The sequence below is a fragment of the Rhizobium sp. CSW-27 genome, assembly GCF_018760785.1.
GTDB lineage: Bacteria > Pseudomonadota > Alphaproteobacteria > Rhizobiales > Rhizobiaceae > Neorhizobium.
Genome location: NZ_JAHHZO010000008.1, coordinates 115536 through 133526 on the forward strand (window position 1 = coordinate 115536; position 17991 = coordinate 133526).

The 17991-nt window shown below is 63.3% G+C and carries 16 protein-coding genes; 6 read left to right on the top strand and 10 right to left on the bottom strand.

The genetic code is table 11. The annotated features are described in order from the left end of the window. Nucleotides 1-103: 103 nt before the first annotated feature. Nucleotides 104-3715 carry a hydantoinase B/oxoprolinase family protein gene (locus KLP42_RS16405; RefSeq protein ID WP_215568030.1) on the bottom strand — a complete coding sequence of 1204 codons (3612 nt, stop codon included), beginning with the start codon at nucleotides 3713-3715 and terminating at the stop codon, nucleotides 104-106. Between the two features lie 195 nt (nucleotides 3716-3910). Here KLP42_RS16405 and KLP42_RS16410 point away from each other — a divergent pair, with 195 nt between their 5' ends. The 5 genes from KLP42_RS16410 to KLP42_RS16430 all read left to right on the top strand — a co-directional run bounded on the left by KLP42_RS16410 (nucleotide 3911) and on the right by KLP42_RS16430 (nucleotide 8474). Next, complete coding sequence (locus tag KLP42_RS16410) at nucleotides 3911-4501, top strand: TRAP transporter small permease (RefSeq protein WP_215568031.1); 591 nt, start codon at nucleotides 3911-3913, stop codon at nucleotides 4499-4501. A 2-nt stretch (nucleotides 4502-4503) separates the two neighbouring features. After that, nucleotides 4504-5820: a TRAP transporter large permease gene (locus tag KLP42_RS16415; protein WP_215568032.1), complete on the top strand. Its 1317-nt coding sequence runs from the start codon at nucleotides 4504-4506 to the stop codon at nucleotides 5818-5820. Between the two features lie 25 nt (nucleotides 5821-5845). Then, complete coding sequence (locus KLP42_RS16420) at nucleotides 5846-6835, top strand: TRAP transporter substrate-binding protein (protein WP_215568033.1); 990 nt, start codon at nucleotides 5846-5848, stop codon at nucleotides 6833-6835. 54 nt (nucleotides 6836-6889) lie between these two features. Continuing rightward, entirely contained in the window at nucleotides 6890-7411 is a 522-nt protein-coding gene (locus KLP42_RS16425) for a winged helix DNA-binding protein (RefSeq protein WP_215568034.1), read from the top strand. A 121-nt stretch (nucleotides 7412-7532) separates the two neighbouring features. Further along, the gene (locus KLP42_RS16430) at nucleotides 7533-8474 is read left to right on the top strand and encodes a nucleoside hydrolase (RefSeq protein ID WP_215568035.1); all 942 of its coding nucleotides are present in this window, start codon (nucleotides 7533-7535) and stop codon (nucleotides 8472-8474) included. 55 nt (nucleotides 8475-8529) lie between these two features. Here KLP42_RS16430 and KLP42_RS16435 read toward each other — a convergent pair whose 3' ends face one another. After that, the gene (locus tag KLP42_RS16435) at nucleotides 8530-9456 is read right to left on the bottom strand and encodes a pseudouridine-5'-phosphate glycosidase (RefSeq protein WP_286675482.1); all 927 of its coding nucleotides are present in this window, start codon (nucleotides 9454-9456) and stop codon (nucleotides 8530-8532) included. Nucleotides 9457-9458: 2 nt separating this feature from the next. Then, the gene (locus KLP42_RS16440; RefSeq protein WP_215568037.1) at nucleotides 9459-10577 is read right to left on the bottom strand and encodes a carbohydrate kinase; all 1119 of its coding nucleotides are present in this window, start codon (nucleotides 10575-10577) and stop codon (nucleotides 9459-9461) included. 241 nt (nucleotides 10578-10818) lie between these two features. On the opposite strand from KLP42_RS16440, the gene KLP42_RS16445 reads away from it, so the two are divergent. Continuing rightward, entirely contained in the window at nucleotides 10819-11214 is a 396-nt protein-coding gene (locus tag KLP42_RS16445; protein WP_215568038.1) for a DUF1236 domain-containing protein, read from the top strand. A gap of 54 nt (nucleotides 11215-11268) precedes the next feature. Here the strand turns inward: KLP42_RS16445 and pncB are convergent, their stop codons facing one another. The 7 genes from pncB to KLP42_RS16480 all read right to left on the bottom strand — a co-directional run bounded on the left by pncB (nucleotide 11269) and on the right by KLP42_RS16480 (nucleotide 17855). Continuing rightward, complete coding sequence (gene pncB, locus KLP42_RS16450) at nucleotides 11269-12576, bottom strand: nicotinate phosphoribosyltransferase (protein ID WP_215568039.1); 1308 nt, start codon at nucleotides 12574-12576, stop codon at nucleotides 11269-11271. 169 nt (nucleotides 12577-12745) lie between these two features. Then, the gene (locus KLP42_RS16455) at nucleotides 12746-13042 is read right to left on the bottom strand and encodes a hypothetical protein (protein WP_215568040.1); all 297 of its coding nucleotides are present in this window, start codon (nucleotides 13040-13042) and stop codon (nucleotides 12746-12748) included. A 93-nt stretch (nucleotides 13043-13135) separates the two neighbouring features. Continuing rightward, nucleotides 13136-14764, bottom strand: a complete 1629-nt coding sequence (locus tag KLP42_RS16460; RefSeq protein WP_215568041.1) for an ABC transporter ATP-binding protein — start codon at nucleotides 14762-14764, stop codon at nucleotides 13136-13138. After that, nucleotides 14761-15258 carry a type II toxin-antitoxin system VapC family toxin gene (locus tag KLP42_RS16465; protein ID WP_215568042.1) on the bottom strand — a complete coding sequence of 166 codons (498 nt, stop codon included), beginning with the start codon at nucleotides 15256-15258 and terminating at the stop codon, nucleotides 14761-14763. Before KLP42_RS16465 ends, KLP42_RS16460 begins: the two co-directional genes overlap by 4 nt. Next, nucleotides 15255-15545 carry a hypothetical protein gene (locus KLP42_RS16470; RefSeq protein WP_143126604.1) on the bottom strand — a complete coding sequence of 97 codons (291 nt, stop codon included), beginning with the start codon at nucleotides 15543-15545 and terminating at the stop codon, nucleotides 15255-15257. The genes KLP42_RS16465 and KLP42_RS16470 overlap by 4 nt, the downstream gene beginning before the upstream one ends. Nucleotides 15546-15615: 70 nt before the next feature. Further along, nucleotides 15616-16773 carry an ABC transporter permease gene (locus tag KLP42_RS16475; RefSeq protein WP_215568043.1) on the bottom strand — a complete coding sequence of 386 codons (1158 nt, stop codon included), beginning with the start codon at nucleotides 16771-16773 and terminating at the stop codon, nucleotides 15616-15618. After that, entirely contained in the window at nucleotides 16773-17855 is a 1083-nt protein-coding gene (locus KLP42_RS16480) for a microcin C ABC transporter permease YejB (RefSeq protein ID WP_215568044.1), read from the bottom strand. Before KLP42_RS16480 ends, KLP42_RS16475 begins: the two co-directional genes overlap by 1 nt. Nucleotides 17856-17991: the final 136 nt, after the last annotated feature.

Below are 17991 nucleotides of genomic sequence, written 5' to 3' on the forward strand. Positions count from 1 at the left end.
CCGACCCGCCGAAGCCGATCGAAGCCCGGGCGGGTGCTGCAAAGTGTCTCCCCCTTGTGGAGAGAGGGGGCTTTGCCAAAGGTTCAAGCAAAAGTGGAAGGCGTCAAGCCTTGCCAAATCCGCCGGCTGTCGGCGTGCGGACGGTGATCGCCTCGCCGCTTGCAAGGTGCGTCTGGGCGCAGCCGGCCAGTTCCTCGATGGTGCCGTCGAGACGGCGAACGAGGGTCAGCCCGAGTTCGCCCGGCTCGCCGCCGTCCAGCCCGTGCGGACGGATGGTGCGGTGCGAGGAGAGGATCGCGCAGTCCATCGGCTCCAGGAAACGGATGGTGCGGTCCGTGCCGTCGCCGGCATGGAAGCGACCCTTGCCGCCGGAGCCCTTGCGGATATGAAAATCCTCCAGCAGCACCGGATAGCGGGTTTCCAGGATTTCCGGGTCCGTCAGGCGCGAGTTGGTCATGTGCACATGCACCGCATCGGTGCCGTTGAAACCGCGGCCATCGCGGAACCGGCCAGCCGGCGAACCGGAGCACAGGGTCTCGTAATACTGGTAAGTCTCGTTGCCGAAGGTCAGGTTGTTCATGGTGCCCTGGCTGGCGGCCATGGCGCCGAGCGCGCCGAACAGCGCATTCGTGACGTGCTGGCTGGTTTCCACATTGCCGGCGACGACGGCGGCCGGGTAATGCGGTTTCAGCATCGAGCCTTCCGGAACGATGATGCGGATCGGCTTCAGGCAGCCGGCATTCATCGGGATCGCGCTTTCCACCATGACGCGGAAGACATAAAGCACCGCCGCCCGGGTGACGGGTTCCGGCGCGTTGAAGTTGTTCTTCTTCTGCGCGCTGGTGCCGGTGAAATCCACGGTCGCCTCGCGGGCCTGCTTGTCGACCGTGATCTTCACCTTGATGGTGCTGCCCTGGTCCGTCGCATAGGAGAATTCGGAGTCCGAGAGCTTCTCGATGACACGGCGGACACTTTCCTCGGCATTGTCCTGCACATGGCCCATATAGGCCTTGACGACATCCAGCCCGAACTGCGCGATCATCTTGCGCATTTCGTGCACGCCCTTTTCGTTGGCCGCGATCTGGGCGCGCAGGTCGGCGACGTTCTGGGCGACATTGCGGGCCGGATAAGGATGGTCCGACATCAGGCGGATGATGCCTTCCTCGTCGAATCGGCCCTGATCCACCAGAAGCACGTTGTCGAACAGCACGCCTTCCTCATCGACGGTGGTGGCGAGCGGGGTCATCGAACCCGGCGCGGTGCCGCCGACATCGGCATGGTGGCCACGCGAGGCGACGTAGAAGAGGATATCCTTGCCCGCCTCATCGAAGACCGGTGTCACGACGGTAATATCCGGCAGATGCGTGCCGCCATTATAGGGCGCGTTGAGGGCAAACACGTCGCCGGGACGGATTTTGCCCCTGTTGGCGGCAATCACCGTTTCGACGGAACGGTCCATCGAGCCGAGATGCACGGGCATATGCGGCGCATTGGCAACCAGCGCACCATCGGCGTCAAAAACGGCGCAGGAGAAATCCAGCCGTTCCTTGATGTTAACGGAGGAGGCGGTGTTCTGCAGCGTCACGCCCATCTGTTCGGCGATCGACATGAAGAGATTGTTGAAAACTTCAAGCAGAACCGGATCGGCGGCCGTGCCGACGGCACCGGCGCGCGACAGCGTCTTCACCCGTTTCAGCACAACGTGATCGAGTGCCGTCACCTCGAAGGCCCAGCCTTCCTCGATCACGATCGTCTGGTGCGGCTCAACCAGCAGGGCCGGACCGTAAGCCTTCGCGCCCGGACGGATATCCTTGCGCAGGAAGACCGGAGCCTCACGCCAGGCACCACCGGAGAAGAAGCGGGTCTGAAGGGCTGCCAGCGGTTCGGCCTGATCGAGTTCGTGGCGCGGTTCATGCGAATCCGCCCCACCGCCGATGGCTTCCACCTCGTAGGATTCAAAGACGATCTCGCGCCCCTCGAAGGTGAAACCGAACTGCTTGCGGTGAGCCGCCTCGAAGGCTTCCACCATGGCATCTGCCGTGTCGAGCGTGACGGAGAGCGTCGTATCGGTGCCCTGATAACGCAAGTGTGCGCGATGCAGCACCTCGACATCCACAGCCGGCACACCCTGCGTCCGCAGTTCGGATATCACTGCACCGCTGAGCTCCGCCTGCAGCGACGGCAGGCTTTCCAGCGCCTCAACGAGCGGCGCCGAGACCGTGCGCTGGCGGGTGGCGCGGATATCCGCAAGACCCATGCCATAGGCCGAGAGGATGCCCGAGAAGGGATGGATCAGCACCGTCGAGATGCCGAGCGCATCGGCGGTCAGGCAGGCATGCTGGCCGCCGGCACCGCCAAAACAGGTCAGCACATAGTTCGTGACATCATAACCGCGCTGGACGCTGATCTTCTTGACGGCATTCGCCATGTTCTCGACCGCGATCGCCAGGAAACCATCGGCCACCGCCTCGGGCGTGCGCCCGTCGCCGATCTCGGCTGCAAGCTGTTCGAAGGCGGTGCGCACGGCATCGGCATCGAGCTTTTCGTTGCGGCCGGTGCCGAAAATGGCCGGAAACAGGTCCGGCGAGAGCTTGCCCAGCATGACATTCGCATCCGTTACCGTCAGCGGTCCGCCGCGGCGATAGGCCTTCGGCCCCGGATTGGCACCGGCGGAATCCGGCCCGACGCGAAAACGGCCGTTTTCGAAATGCAGGATGGAGCCGCCGCCGGCGGCAACCGTATGGATCGACATCATCGGCGCACGCATGCGCACGCCCGCGACCTCCGTCTCGAAGGACCGCTCCAGCTCGCCGTCGTAATGGGAGACGTCCGTGGAGGTGCCGCCCATGTCAAAGCCGATCATCCGGTCGAAGCCGGCGAGTTTGGACGTCTCGACCGCACCGACCACGCCGCCGGCCGGACCGGAGACGATCGCATCCTTGCCCTGGAACAGGCTGGCGGCCGTCAGGCCCCCGGAGGACTGCATGAACATCAACTGCGCGCCGTCTTCGCCGCCAGCGCCGAGTTCGCTCGCCACCTGCTCCACGTAACGGCGCAGGATCGGCGAAAGATAGGCATCGACCACGGTGGTATCACCCCGGCCGACCAGCTTGATGAGCGGCGACACCTCGTGACTGACGGAGACCTGGGTAAAACCGATCTCGCGGGCAATCTTCGCCACCACTTGCTCGTGGGCGGGGAAGCGGTAGGCATGCATGAAGACGATGGCAACGACGCGGAAGCCGGCGTCAAATTGCGCCTGCAGTTCGCTTCTGACCACATCCGCCTGCGGCTCGGCCTCGACCGTACCATCGGCACGCACGCGCTCGTCGATTTCGACGACGGCGCTGTAGAGCAGTTCCGGCTTCAGGATTTCCTTGGCAAAAATATCGGCGCGCGCCTGGTAACCGATCGCCAGCGCATCACGGAAACCGCGCGTGGTCACGAGCAACGTCTTTTCGCCCTTGCGCTCGAGAAGCGCATTGGTGGCGACCGTCGTGCCCATCTTGACGGCACCGATCAGCCCCGGCGGAATGGCCTCACCGGCCTTCAGCCCGAGGAGCTCGCGAATGCCCTGAACGGCCGCATCGCGATAGGCTTCCGGGTTTTCCGACAGGAGCTTGTGCGGGATCAGCCGACCATCCGGCGCGCGACCGACGATGTCTGTGAACGTGCCGCCGCGATCGATCCAGAAATCCCATTTTTTCTGCGTCATGTTCCCGTCTCCAGTTTCTGATTTGACGCCACAAAAACATTTCATCGACAAATCGTCAATGTTTAGTTGACGAAAAATGCCTCTTCCGTCATCATGCCTCAATCAACGGCAACAGAGGCGAAAAAGCCCGGCCGAAACCGGCAACCGAGGGGAAGCCAATGACTGCATATGCTGCGCCAAGCGGGAGGCCTTGCCATGTCTTCCGCTAAACAGAACCGCCACCATGCCCTTTTTCCCGACTGGCTCACAGCGCTGCTGGACGGGTTGTACCTCACGGCCGGATGGCTGGCCGGCGCCTTCCTGGTCGCGATCTTCCTGATCATGATTTCTCTTTCGGCGGGACGCCCGCTCGGCATCGACGTGCCGGCCGGTGATGATTTTGCCTCCTGGTGCATGGCGGCTTGCGCCTTCCTGGCGCTCGCCCACACCTTCCGTTCCGGCGAGCTGATCCGCATGGAACTGCTGATCGACAAGCTTAGCGGGCTACCGCGACGTCTGGTCGAGATCATCTGCACGGCGCTTGGCACGGCGGCGAGCGGTTATTTCGCCTGGTACGCCATCGACATGGTGCTCGTTTCCTTCGAGTTCAGCGACATGTCGCAGGGCGTGATCGCAGTTCCGCTGTGGATCCCGCAGCTTGGCATGGCCACGGGCCTCGGCATTCTGGCGCTCGGCTTCATCGATGAACTTCTCAACCTTCTGGCTGGCGGTGCTCCGCGCTACGAAAAACCGAAACCGGTAACGACGGATGAGTTCGTCGAGCGCGTGATGGAAAGCGGGGTGTGACGATGGACAGTATCCACCTGGTCGAGGTCTCCGGCCTCATTCTCGGCGCCCTCGTTTTCCTGCTGGCCGGCGGGCTCTGGATCGGTATGACGCTTCTGCTGTGCGGCTTCATTGCCATGCAGTTTGCCCCGCCCGGCATTTCCATCGGCGCGGCGCTTGCCACCAATGCCTGGAGTGGCAGCGCCTCCTGGAGCCTGACTGCCCTTCCTCTGTTCGTCTGGATGGGCGAGATCCTCTTCCGCACCAGGCTTTCGGACGAGATGTTCCGCGGCCTGTCTCCCTGGCTCAACTGGCTGCCTGGCCGCCTGATCCATGTCAACGTGCTGGGTTGCGGGTTGTTCGGCGCGGTCTCCGGCTCGTCGGCCGCGACAACCGCCACGGTGGCCAAGATCACGCTGCCGGAACTGAAGGCGCGCGGCTATGACGAGACGATCAGTCTCGGCTCGATTGCCGGTGCCGGAACGCTCGGTCTTCTGGTACCGCCGTCGATTCCGATGATCGTTTATGCGGTGGCGGCCAATGTCTCGATCATCCAGATGTTCATGGCCGGCCTGCTGCCGGCCGTCATCGTGATGGTACTCTACATGGGCGCGATCGGCGTCTGGGCCCTCATGAACCCCGGCAAGATGCCGCCAAAGCCTGCGGCCATTCCCTTCCGGCAGAAGCTGACGGAAACGCTGAACCTCATTCCGCTGGCTCTCCTCATCCTGACGGTCTTTTCAGCGCTGCTGATGGGCTGGGCAACCGCGACGGAATGTGCCGCCTGGGGTGTCCTTGGCTCGCTGGTTCTGGCCGCCTGGCAGCGGGCGCTGACCTGGAAATCCTTCCGGGACAGCGTGATGGGCGCAACCCGCATGACCGGCATGATCATGCTGATCCTGACGGGTGCCGGCTACATGTCGATCGCCATGGGTTATACCGGCATTCCGAACGCGCTGGCGGAGTGGGTCGACGGTTTCCAGCTCAGCCCCTATGCGCTGATCGCGGTGCTGACAGTGATGTATATCCTGCTCGGTTGCGCGATCGACGGCCTGTCGATGATCGTGCTGACCACGGTGGTGGTGCTGCCAATGATCCAGCAGGCCGGCTTCGACCTCATCTGGTTCGGCATCTTCCTGGTGCTGATGGTGGAGATGGCGCAGATCACGCCGCCGGTCGGCTTCAACCTCTTCGTGCTGCAGACGATGAGCGGCCGGGACAGCCTGGCCGTGGCTCGCGCCGCCCTGCCCTTCTTCCTGCTTCTCGTCGTCACCGTCGTCATCATCACGGTCTTCCCGGATATCGTGCTGATTCTGCCGAAACTGGCCTTTCCGGGATAACATCAACCAAGGGGAACTTGAGACCATGACACAGCCGATGCCAATCCTTCGCCGTCTGACGCTTGCCGCCGCAAGCCTGTTTGCCCTCAGCGGCCCATCGCTTGCCGAAACGCAGTGGGTTCTGCCCTCTGCCTATCCGCCGGCGAATTATCACGTCGAAAACCTCAACGCCTTTGCCAAGGATGTCGATACCGCCACCAAGGGTGCGTTGAAGATCACCGTCTATCCGAGCGCCTCGCTGTTCAAGGCGCCCGACATCAAGCGCGCCGTGCAGACGGGCCAGGCCCAGGTGGGCGAGGTCCTGCTGTCGCTGCACGAAAACGAAAACCCGGTCTTCGGCCTCGACGTCGTGCCCTTCCTGGCGACGAGTTTCGAACAGTCGAAGAAGCTGTGGGCGGCCTCCAAGCCGGCAATTGCCAAGGCACTCGACGGGCAGGGCCTGAAGCTGCTCTACGCCACCCCGTGGCCGCCGCAGGGCATTTACACCAAGAAGGACCTCAACACGGTTTCCGACATGAAGGGCCTGAAGTGGCGCGCCTATAATGTCGGCACCTCGCGGATTGCCGAGCTCGTCGGCGCGCAGCCGGTCACCATCCAGGCGGCTGAACTGCCGCAGGCGCTGGCAACCGGTGCCGTCGACGGACTGATGACCTCCAGCGCCACCGGCGTCGATTCAAAGATCTGGGAATCGCTGACCCACTATTATGACACCCAGGCCTGGCTGCCGAAGAACGTGACTTTCGTCAGCAAGAAGGCCTTTGCTGCCCTTGATCCGGCCACGCAGAAGGCCGTCGAAGAGGCAGCCGCCGCCGCCGAAGCCCGCGGCTGGAAGCTCGCCGAGGACAAGACCGCGGCCTACATGGCGACGCTGAAGGAGCACGGCATGACGGTTGCCGCGCCGAGCGCCGATCTCAAGAAAGGTCTTTCCGAGGTTGGCGACAAGCTGACGCAGGACTGGCTGGCCAAGGCGGGCGCCGATGGCGCCGCGATCGTGGACGCCTATAAGAAGATGTGATTTATGGGACGCCGCCGGACCTGTCCGGCGGCGTTTTTTTGCGGGAGACACAGCATGCCGAACCTCGATGACCAGACTGGGCCCATCGTTTCCTCGGAGCATCTGGCGAGCGGTGCCCTTCCCGCGCTGTCCGAAATCGAATTCGGCCTGGTGATGCTGAACCACGCCTTCAGCCGCTGGATGGTGCGCTGCATGGCCGCCTCCGGCGTTCCGGATCTCTCCCCCGTCGACACGCTGGTGCTGCACAACATCAACAGCCGCGGCAAACCGAAGACGCTCGCCGATATCGCCCTCGTGCTCAATATCGAGGACACCCACGTCGTCACCTATTCGCTGAAAAAGCTCGAGCGGCTGAAATTGATCAAATCCGGCAAGCGTGGCAAGGAAAAGCTGGTGATGGTGACGGAGGCCGGCGCCGATGCCTGTCGCCGCTACAAGGCCATGCGCGAAACTTTGCTGGTGCGTTCGGTTCTGTCGACCGAGGTTTCCGCCGAGACGCTGTCCGAAATTGCCGCACGCCTTCGTGCGCTCTCCGGCCATTACGACCAGGCCGCCCGCGCTGCGGCCTCGCTTTGACGGCCACCCTGGCGGCGACACCGACGCAGCTTCCGGTCTCTTGCTCCGCTGAGCGAGACATGCGAAAGCCCTTGCCTTCCCGCGGATTCCCCCCATTCCTTTCGTGACCAAAGAGACGAAAATGCCCCAGAAGATCATTATCGATACCGATCCCGGCCAGGACGATGCGCTCGCCATTCTCCTTGCACTGGCAAGCCCGGAGATCGAGGTTCTGGGGATCACGGCTGCGGCCGGCAATGTGCCGGTGACGCTCACCTCGAAGAACATCCGCAAGGTCTGCGAACTCGCGGGCCGCACCGACGTGAAGGTGTTTGCCGGCTGCGAAGGGCCGATGGAAGGCAGTCTGTTCACCGCCGAATACGTGCATGGCGCAACCGGCATGGACGGCGCCGACCTGCCGGAGCCCACCATGCCGCTTGAGCCGCAGCACGGCGTCGATTTCATCATCGAGACGCTGATGGCGCATGAGCCCGGCACCGTGACGATCTGCACCCTCGGCCCGATGACCAATCTCGGCACGGCACTTGACCGCGAACCGGCGATTGCCGCGCGCATCCAGCAGATCGTGTTGATGGGCGGCGGCCTGTTCGAAGGCGGCAACGTGACACCGGCCGCCGAGTTCAACATCTTCGTCGATCCGAAAGCGGCCAAGATCTGCTTCGGCTGCGGCGCACCGATCGTGATGATGCCGCTCGATGTGACCCACCAGACGCTGACGACGGCGAAGCGCGTCGCCGCGATCAAGGCGCTCGGAACGCCGCTTGCGGAGGCTGTTGTAGGCTGGCTGGAGTTCTTCGAACGTTTCGACGAGCAGAAATACGGCACCGATGGCGGCCCGCTGCACGACCCGAACGTGATCGCCTATCTCCTGAAGCCGGAGCTTTACGAGGGGCGGTTGTGCAATGTGGAGATCGAAACGGACTCGGCACTCACCAAGGGCATGACGGTTGCCGACTGGTGGGGCGTGACGACACGGCCGAAGAACGCCACCTTCATGCGCCATGTCGATGCCGACGGGTTTTATGCGCTTTTGACCGAACGGCTGGCAAGGCTTCCGGTCTGATCATCGCTTCGGCGAAAGAGGGCACCGGCTGGACGCCGAAGCCCTCTTGCAAACGTCAAGCGCTCTTCTTCAGCGCCGCATAGGCAACCGCCATGCGGGCGGCAAGGGCAGCATTGTTCTTCACCAGCGCGATGTTCGCCTTCAGGCTTTCGCCCTTCGACAATTCGTTGATGCGGGCGAGCAGGAAGGGCGTGAGGTCCTTGCGGCCGATGCCCTTTTCCTCTGCCTCGCGGACCGCATCGGCGATCGTGCCGTCGATGAAGTCCGGCGTCAGCGCGAATTCTTCCGGAATGGGATTGGCGATCATCAGGCCGGTGCCTGTGCCGAGCCCGTGATGCAGGTGCATGGCCCCGGCAATCTGTTCCGGCGTATCGAGGCGATGGTCCGCCTTGTAGCCGCTCTTCCGGGTGAAGAAGGCCGGGAAATCCTCCGTGCCATAGGCAATCACCGGCACGCGCTGGGTTTCCAGATATTCCAGCGTCTTGGCGATATCGAGGATGGATTTGACGCCGGCGCAGACGACGGCGGTCTTCGTCCGGCCGAGTTCGGTGAGGTCGGCGGAGATATCGAAGGTCTGTTCGGCGCCGCGATGTACGCCGCCGACGCCGCCGGTCGCAAAAATATCGATCCCGGCGAGATCGGCAAGCAGCATGGTGGCAGAGACCGTCGTGCCGGCGGAGGCCTTGCGCACCATGGCAACGGCGAGATCGCGGCCGGAGGCCTTCACGACGCCCTTCGCCTGGGCGAGTGCCTCGAGCTCGTCATGTTCGAGACCCGCCCGCAACTCGCCGCCGATCACGGCAATCGTGGCCGGCACAGCACCGTTTTCGCGCACCACGGCTTCGACGGCGAGCGCCGTATCCAGATTGGCCGGATAGGGCATGCCATGGGTGATGATGGTCGATTCAAGCGCCACCACAGGGCCACCGGCCGCCAGCGCCTCGGCGACCTCGCGGCTCAGTTTCGGTTTCAGAAGGGTCATGGTCATCCTTTCTCTTCGGCAAGCCGATGAAGATTGGCCTCCAGGAAGCGCGGCGAAAGCTCCGCATGCACGCTGGAGGCTGTTTCCGTGGTGAGAGCGCCGAGCAGCGCGCCCATTCGTGCCGCCCGGGCGGTCTCGTCGCCGACCAGCAGGCGATGGAGCGTGGCGGCGATCATGGCGTCACCCGCGCCGGTCATGTCGACCGGCTCGGCCTTCACGGCCGGAACGTGGCACACTGCCTCGCCGGATGCCACCGCAACGCCGCGCGGCCCCATGGTGACGATCGCCTCCTTCACGCCGAGCCGGGTGAGCGCCTCTGCCGCCTGAAAGCTGTCGTCGGCCCGCGGCTTTCCATGCCGGGCGAGCAGCGCGTTCGCCTCGTCCAGATTCATGAACAGGAGATCGATGCCGGTCAGATCCTGCGGCAGGCGAACCACCTTCGGCGTCGAGACAGCATCGATCGCCAGCCGGAAGCGGGCGCCCTGGCGGCGGATGACGAGATGCTGCAGCGTTTCCGCCGGCAGGTTGCAATCTGCAAAGACGAGGCTTGCAGAGGCAAGATGCGACCAGGCGCGGTCGACATGGCCGGGCTGGAAGAGATCGAAGATCCCCATATCGGCAAGCCCCAGCACCAGATCGCCGGCTGGATCCAGCACGGCGGCATATTCGGCCGTCGGACGCTCGCGCACGGTGACGACCTGGCTCACATCCACGCCACGTTCCCTCAGATGTGCGAGCATCGCACTGCCGGTCTCATCCTCTCCGACAATGGAAATGAAGCTGACCGGCGTGCCGAGCAGCGCCAGATTCTCCGCCACATTGCGGGCGACACCGCCAAAGCTCCTGGCACCATCGACAGGATTGGAGGTTTCGGGAATGATCGTCTGGCGCGCGCGATACTTGCGATCGAAGACGGCACCGCCGATGCACACCATGCGCGACGGCTCCGGCAGGACATAGCCGCGCCCCAGGATATAGCCCTTGTTGACGAGCTGCACCACATGCGCCGCCACCGTGGACCGGGCAAGGCCCAGCTGGTCGGCAATCTCCTGCTGGCCGGCAAAGGGATTGTCCCTGATCATCGTCAGGACAGCATTTTCCTGGGCACTCAGTTCTTCCATCGAAGCCTCGATCTGTCGTGCTGCGACTTGTCACAACTTTTGTTTCCGATGTCAACTGATGTTTTTCCAATCGTCACACGGCCTGTCCGGGCGCATCGGAGCGATGGCGCCAACGACCGTGTGACGGACTGCTGGCGCAGCATTTGCAGCTCTCCTTCCTGTCGATGATGGAGCAGACGGAACGAAAATCCTCGCGCGGGGTTCTTCCGTCATCGATCTGAAGCGCGAGAGGAGAGACCTTATGCGTAAGTTTATACTAACATCAACCGCTGTTCTTGCAGCGACTTTTGCGACTGCTGCTGCAGCGCAGGATGGAACGACGACAGGTGCGGCCGGTGGTGCGATCACCGGCGCCATCGTCGGGGGACCGGTGGGCGCCGCAGTCGGCGGCATCGCTGGCGCCGCTCTTGGCACCGCCATCGATCCGCCGCCGCAGGAGGTTGTCACCTATGTGCGCGCGCAACCGGCACCCCGGCCGGTGATGCTGGAACGCGAGGTCGTTGTCGGCGAGGCCATTCCCGACACGGTGGTGCTGACCCCGGTGCCGGAGCATGGCAACTATGCCTATGCGGTGGTCAACGAGCAGCGGGTGATCGTCGATCCGCAGACCCATACGGTCGTGCAGATCCTCGACTGATCGCGACAGACAATGAGGCAGGCGGGTTCCGGACGGCACCCGCCTTGCATCTGCCTAGACGAGGACCGCCTGTTCGACGCGGTCTTCCTGGCCGAAGAAGCGCAGGTAACGCTGCACCTCCTCCGGACTGCCCGTCGCCTTGCGCGGATTGTCGGAGAGCTTCACCGCCGGTCTTCCATTGGCTTCGCTGACCTTGCAGACGATGGAAATCGGCTTCAGCCCGTCGATCTGGCTCGGCGCGCAGCCGGCAAAATCATTGGTGAGGTTGGTGCCCCAGCCAAAACCCATGCGCACCCGGCCTTCGAAATGCCGATAGGTATCGATGATCGCATCGACATCAAGGCCATCGGAGAAGATCAGCAGCTTCTGCTTCGGATCGCGCCCCATCTTCTGCCACCAGGCAATGATCTTCTCGCCGCCTTCGATCGGCGGGGCGCTGTCGGGGCGAAAACCGGTCCAGTCAGCCACCCATTCCGGCGCATTGCGCAGGAAGGCGGCGGTTCCGAAGGCATCGGGCAGCACGATCAGCAGGTTGCCGCCATAGAGGCGGTTCCAGTCCTTCAGAACCTTGTAGGGTGCCGCGCGCAGTTCCGCATCGCTATTGGCAAGGGCTGCCACCACCATCGGCAGTTCGTGCGCATTGGTGCCGACAGCCTCCAGATCGGAATCCATGGCCAGAAGCACGTTGCTGGTGCCGGTGAAGGCCGGACCGATGCCCTCCTTCAGCGCTTCCACGCACCAGCGCTGCCAGAGAAAACTGTGGCGGCGGCGGGTACCGAAATCGGAGATACGCAGGCCCGGAAGCGTTCTCAGCCGCTCCACCTTTTCCCACATCTTCGCCTTGGCGCGGGCGTACAGTACGTCGAGCGTGAAGGGCCCGAGCGACTTCATCGCGGCGCGGGAGCGCAGCTCGTTGATGATGGCCAGTGCCGGAATTTCCCACATGGTGGTATCCGTCCAGCGGCCGTGGAAGGTCAGTTCATACTGGCCGTCGCGCTTGGAAAGCTCGTATTCCGGCAGCTGATAATGGGCAAGCCAGGCCAGGAATTCCGGCTCGAAGATCTGCGAGCGACCGTAGAAGGTATTGCCGGCGAGCCAGATCAGTTCCTTCTTCGACAATCTGAGCGAGCGTGCATGATCGAGCTGGTTGCGCAGTTCCTGCTCATCGATCTCCTCGGCCAGCCTGACGCTTTTGGTGCGGTTGATCAGCGAGAAGGTGACATCCGTATCCGGATAGAGTTTCCAGATCATCTGGAGCATCAGCAGCTTGTAGAAATCGGTATCGATCAGGCTGCGGATGATCGGGTCGAGCTTCCACGTGTGGTTATACACGCGTCTGGCGATATCGGTCTTTGCTGCCATGGCTGCCTCTGCCCTCGCCTCGTCCGGAAAGGGCTCCTTCCCTCAACATCAGAGGCATCGGCCGACGACCTCCCCGCACGTTATCGAAAAAACAGGGCTCAAAGTCCAGTGACCCAATCATCAAATCGATTGATGTTGGCGGCGGCCGGAAGCACGGCCCCGGCACGGCTTACGGCGTCGAGGAGGGCTGGGCGTTGGGATTGCCGGGCGCGGTGTCTCCGGCCGGCGGCGTTGCTGTCTGCTCGGCCGGCGGCTCGGTCGTCTGCGCCCACCATTCCACGGCGCCCCAGGCGAGCATGGCCAGCAGGAGGCCGCCCGCCAGCACCGCAATGACCGGCGCGCCGCGCCGGCCCTGGCGGGCCTCGGTGGCGCTCATCGGCATCTCGTCGCGATGCCCCTCCGGCTGGGGACGCGGATCGCTTGCCCGCGACCCACGACCGGTTTCGATCTCGTTGCGATCACTCATTGCGGCTTTCCTCCATGACGCGCCGCACGAAATGGCGCGCGGCCTTTCGGGGCAACGGGCGGAAAAGCGCTTTTGTTCCCGAACGGCTCCCGGCTACTGGCTGACGCTACCGGCCTCGACCGCACGCAGGTTGAAGGCGGCATCCATAAGCGCGCGGGTGTATTCGCTTTTCGGCGCGGCGAAGATCTGCTGCGAGGCTCCCTCCTCCATCACCTTGCCGGCGCGCATGACGATGACGTGGTTCGCCAGCGCCCGCACCACCTTCAGGTCATGACTGATGAAGAGATAGGCGAGATCATGCTTCTTCTGCAGATCGCGCAGCAGATCGACCACCTGCGCCTGTACCGTCATGTCGAGCGCAGACGTCGGCTCGTCCAGCATCACGAAGCGCGGCTTCAGCACCATGGCCCGGGCAATCGCGATGCGCTGCCGCTGGCCACCGGAGAATTCATGCGGGTAGCGCCAGCGGGTGGCAGGGTCGAGGCCCACCTCCTCCAGGGCTGCGGCCACCGCGCGATCGCGCTCGCCGGCCGACAGTGCGGGCGCATGCACCCTGAGGCCTTCGGCAATGATCTCGCCCACCGACATGCGGGGACTGAGCGATCCATAGGGGTCCTGGAAAACCACCTGCAGCCGGTCGCGCAGCGGACGCATCTGCCGGAAGGAATAGCCGCCGATATCGCTGCCGATGAAGCTGACGCGCCCTTCGGAGGAGATCAGCCGGGCAAGCGCCAGGCCGAGCGTCGTCTTGCCCGATCCGGATTCGCCGACGACACCGACCGTCTCGCCGGCGCGAAGCGTCACGTCGATACCATCCACCGCCTTCACATGATCGACCACGCGCCGCAGGAAGCCCGCCTTGATCGGGAACCAGACCCGGATCTCGCGCCCCTCCATCACCACCGGCCGCGACGGGTCCGCCTCGGGCGGCTCGCCGCGCGGCTCGGAGGACAGGAGATGGCGCGTATACTCATGCTGCGGGTTCTCGAAAACCTGACCGACGGGGCCGCTTTCGACGATCTTCCCCCCGGTCATCACGCAGACGCGATCGGCAAAGCGGCGCACGATGCCGAGATCATGGGTGATGAACAGGATGGACATGCCATACTGGCGCTGCAGCTTCTTCAGAAGCTCCAGGATCTGCGCCTGCACCGTCACGTCGAGCGCGGTGGTCGGCTCGTCTGCGATCAGCAGTTTCGGCCGGTTGGCAAGCGCCATGGCAATCATCACGCGCTGGCGCTGGCCGCCGGACAGTTCGTGCGGATAGGCCTTCAGCCGCTTCTCCGGCTCGCGGATGCCGACCTGCTGCAGGAGTTCCAGCGTGCGGCTGCGCGCCGCCTGCGGCGTCATCGCCTGATGCAGTTCGAGGATCTCGCCCACCTGCTGCTCGATGGTATGCAGCGGATTGAGGGAGGTCATCGGCTCCTGGAAGATCATGGTGATGTCGTTGCCGCGCACGGCGCGCAGCTCGCGTTCCGGCACCTTCAGGAGATCGCGGCCGCCGAACAGGATTTCGCCGGACGGGTGGCTGGCCGAGGGATAAGGCAGCAGCTGCAGGACGGAATTGGCGGTGACCGACTTGCCCGAGCCGCTTTCGCCGACGAGCGCCAGCACTTCGCCCTCGCCGATCTCGAAGGAGACCCGATCGACAGCGAGAGTTTGGCTTCCTCCCTGATGGAAGGCGACGGACAGATCGCGGACGGAGAGGAGCGCGTTGGTCATGCGGTCAGACTTTCCAGAAGGGCAGTGAGGGTTGGCTCGTCGGGGCGCTGCACCGTCAAGGACGTGATCGGCAATTTGCCGCGCAACGGGTGAACGAGTTCGTCAATGTCCGATAGACCTGTATCAGCAGACAGGAAAACGCCACATCCCGCGACAATGGCGCTTGCGAGGTGAAAGGCGTCCGGAAGCTTCGTCTTGCGTGAACCGGCTCTGATGAGCGAAGCGATCAAAAGAACCTTCGAAGATATCGGAACGGTGTTCAGCCAGGAACCACGGCCCATCCAGCCTTCGTAAGTTTCGATCAGGTCGCGGTTGCCATTCGCCAGCGGTTTCACAAGCAGATGGCTGTAGGTCAGCATGCTTGTGAAGGGTATGTTGCCCAAACTGCGGCAGGCAGCCAGAAGGGCAGCGAGCCTTTCCTGCTCCGGACCTTGAATTTCTTTGAACAGAATGAGGATATTCGTATCGAGGTACAGACGGGCAGGTGACCTCATTCGTCATCCCACTCGTCGCGTAGCTCGCGAATGCGCTGCACCGCTTCAGCCATGGATGTGCCATGACGATAGCGTTCCGGATAATCCTCACGATGCTTCAGAAGCTTCATGAGGTTTTCACCAGGATCAACCTCCTCGTCCTTCAGGTCGAAGAACGACTTCAGAGGGTCGACCTCATCCGGCATGACCTCAACGGTCACACGCGCCGACTCGGCATCGGGTAGTCCGGTCCGCATCTCTTCCGGAAGTTTGGAAATCGGGTAATGCTCCAGAACGATCTTGTTCATCCAAGCGACCTCGGGCAGGCGTGACGCCTTCGCCAATATAGCCTCACAACGGGAATAACGCGACCCTTCCTCACCGGTAGGTCTTCCTCGGGTCGAAGGCATCGCGCACGGCTTCGCCGATGAAGATCAGAAGCGACAGCATGATCGACATGGCGAAGAAGGCGGTCAGCCCCAGCCAGGGCGCCTGCAGGTTGTTCTTGCCCTGGGCGATCATCTCGCCGAGCGAGGGGGAGCCGGGCGGCATGCCGAAGCCGAGGAAATCGAGCGAGGTCAGCGTCGCAATCGACCCGGAGAGAATGAAGGGCAGGAAGGTCAGGGTCGCGACCATGGCATTCGGCAGCAGGTGGCGGAACATGATCGTCCAGTCGCCGACGCCCAGTGCCCGGGCGGCCCGCACATATTCGAAATTGCGGGCGCGCAGGAATTCGGCGCGCACCACCCCGACGAAGCCGACCCACTGGAAGAGCAGCATGACCCCGAGCAGCACGAAGAAGCCGGGCGGCAGGATGGCGGCGATAATCAGCAGGATGTAGAGCGAGGGCATTGAGGACCAGATCTCGATGAAGCGCTGCATCAGAAGATCCGTCCAGCCGCCGAAAAAGCCCTGGATGGCGCCGGCCGTCACCCCGATCAGCGCCGACAGCACGGTCAGCGCCAAGCCGAACAGCACCGAGATGCGGAAGCCGTAGATCAGCCGGGCCAGCACGTCGCGCGCCTGGTCGTCGGTGCCGAGCCAGTTGAGATTGCCGAGCGTGCACTTCGGATCATCGACGCCCTTTGGATAGGCACTGCAGCGCTCCTCGGCGCCCATCAGCCAGAAGGGGGGGGTCGGTGCGGAATGGGGAATCTCCGAATTCACCGTCTGGTAGGAGTAGCGCACCGGCGGCCAGATCATCCAGCCATTGGCGTTGATCTCGCCCTGGATGAAGTCCGAGCGGTAATCGGTCGTCGCCAGGAAGCCGCCGAACTTTTCTTCCGGATAGTTGACGAAGACCGGCACCAGAAGCTCGCCCTTGTAGGAGACGAGGATCGGGCGGTCATTGGCAATCAGTTCGGCCGACAGCGAGAGGCCGAACAGCACCAGAAAGATCCAGAACGACCAGTAGCCGCGCCGGTTGGCCTTGAAATTCTGCCAGCGGCGCAGATTGGTGGGCGACAGCCGGCGCCGGACGGGCGCATCGGCGGGAAGGACATCGCGGGACACCGAGGAGGGGGCGGGCGTGCTCATCACACCTCCCTCTTTTCGAAGTCGATGCGCGGATCGATCCAGGTATAGATCAGGTCGGAGACGAGGCCGACGACGAGACCGAGCAGCGAGAAGATGTAGAGCGTGCCGAACACGATCGGATAGTCGCGATTGATGACGGCCAGATAGCCGAGGCGCCCGAGCCCATCCAGAGAGAAGATGTTCTCGATCAGAAGCGAACCGGTGAAGAAGGCCGAGATGAAGGAGGCCGGAAAGCCGGCGATCACGATCAGCATGGCGTTGCGGAACACATGGCCGTAGAGCACCCGCCGTTCCGGCAGTCCCTTGGCGCGTGCCGTCACCACATACTGCTTCTTGATCTCGTCGATGAAGGAATTCTTGGTCAGCAGCGTCGTGGTGGCAAAGGCCGAGAGCGACAGCGCGATCAGCGGCAGCGTCAGGTGCCAGAAATAGTCGAGGATCTTCTGCCACCAGGGCAGCTCGCTCCAGTTGTCGGAGACGAGGCCGCGCAGCGGAAACCAGTCGAGGAAGGAGCCGCCGGCAAACAGCACGATCAGCAGGATGCCAAACAGGAAGCTCGGCACGGCATAGCCGATGATGATGATGCCCGAGGTCCAGACATCGAAGCTGGAGCCGTCCTTCACCGCCTTGCGGATGCCGAGCGGAATGGAGATCGCATAGGAGGCGATCATGATCCAAACGCCGAGCGATATCGAGACCGGCAGCTTGTCGATGATGAGGTCGAGCACCGATGCGTTGCGAAAGAAGCTCTCGCCGAAATCGAAGCGGATATAGTTCCACATCATGTCGAGGAAGCGGGTGAGCGGCGGTTTGTCGAAGCCGAACTGCTTTTCCAGCCGTGCCACGAGTTCCGGATCAAGCCCCTGCGCGCCGCGATAGCGCGCCTCCTCGCCACCGCCGACCGGCTGCAGGTCGGAGGCGCCACCGGAAAGCCGGTCGCCGCTGTCGGACCCCTGAATCTGGGCGATCACCTGTTCCACCGGGCCGCCGGGCGCAAACTGCACCACCAGGAAGGAAATGCCCATGATCCCGACGATCGTCGGGATCATCAGGAGAAGGCGCCGCAGGATATAGGCTCCCATCAGGCGTCTCCCGCTCGGCGGCAGGCGCCGCAGATCTCGTTCGGCATCAAGGGGTCCGCATCCTTCGTCATGACAATGGCCAGAATCAGCATGGCCCTATGTGGCCCGCCCCGGCCCCGTCGCACAAGCATTTTGG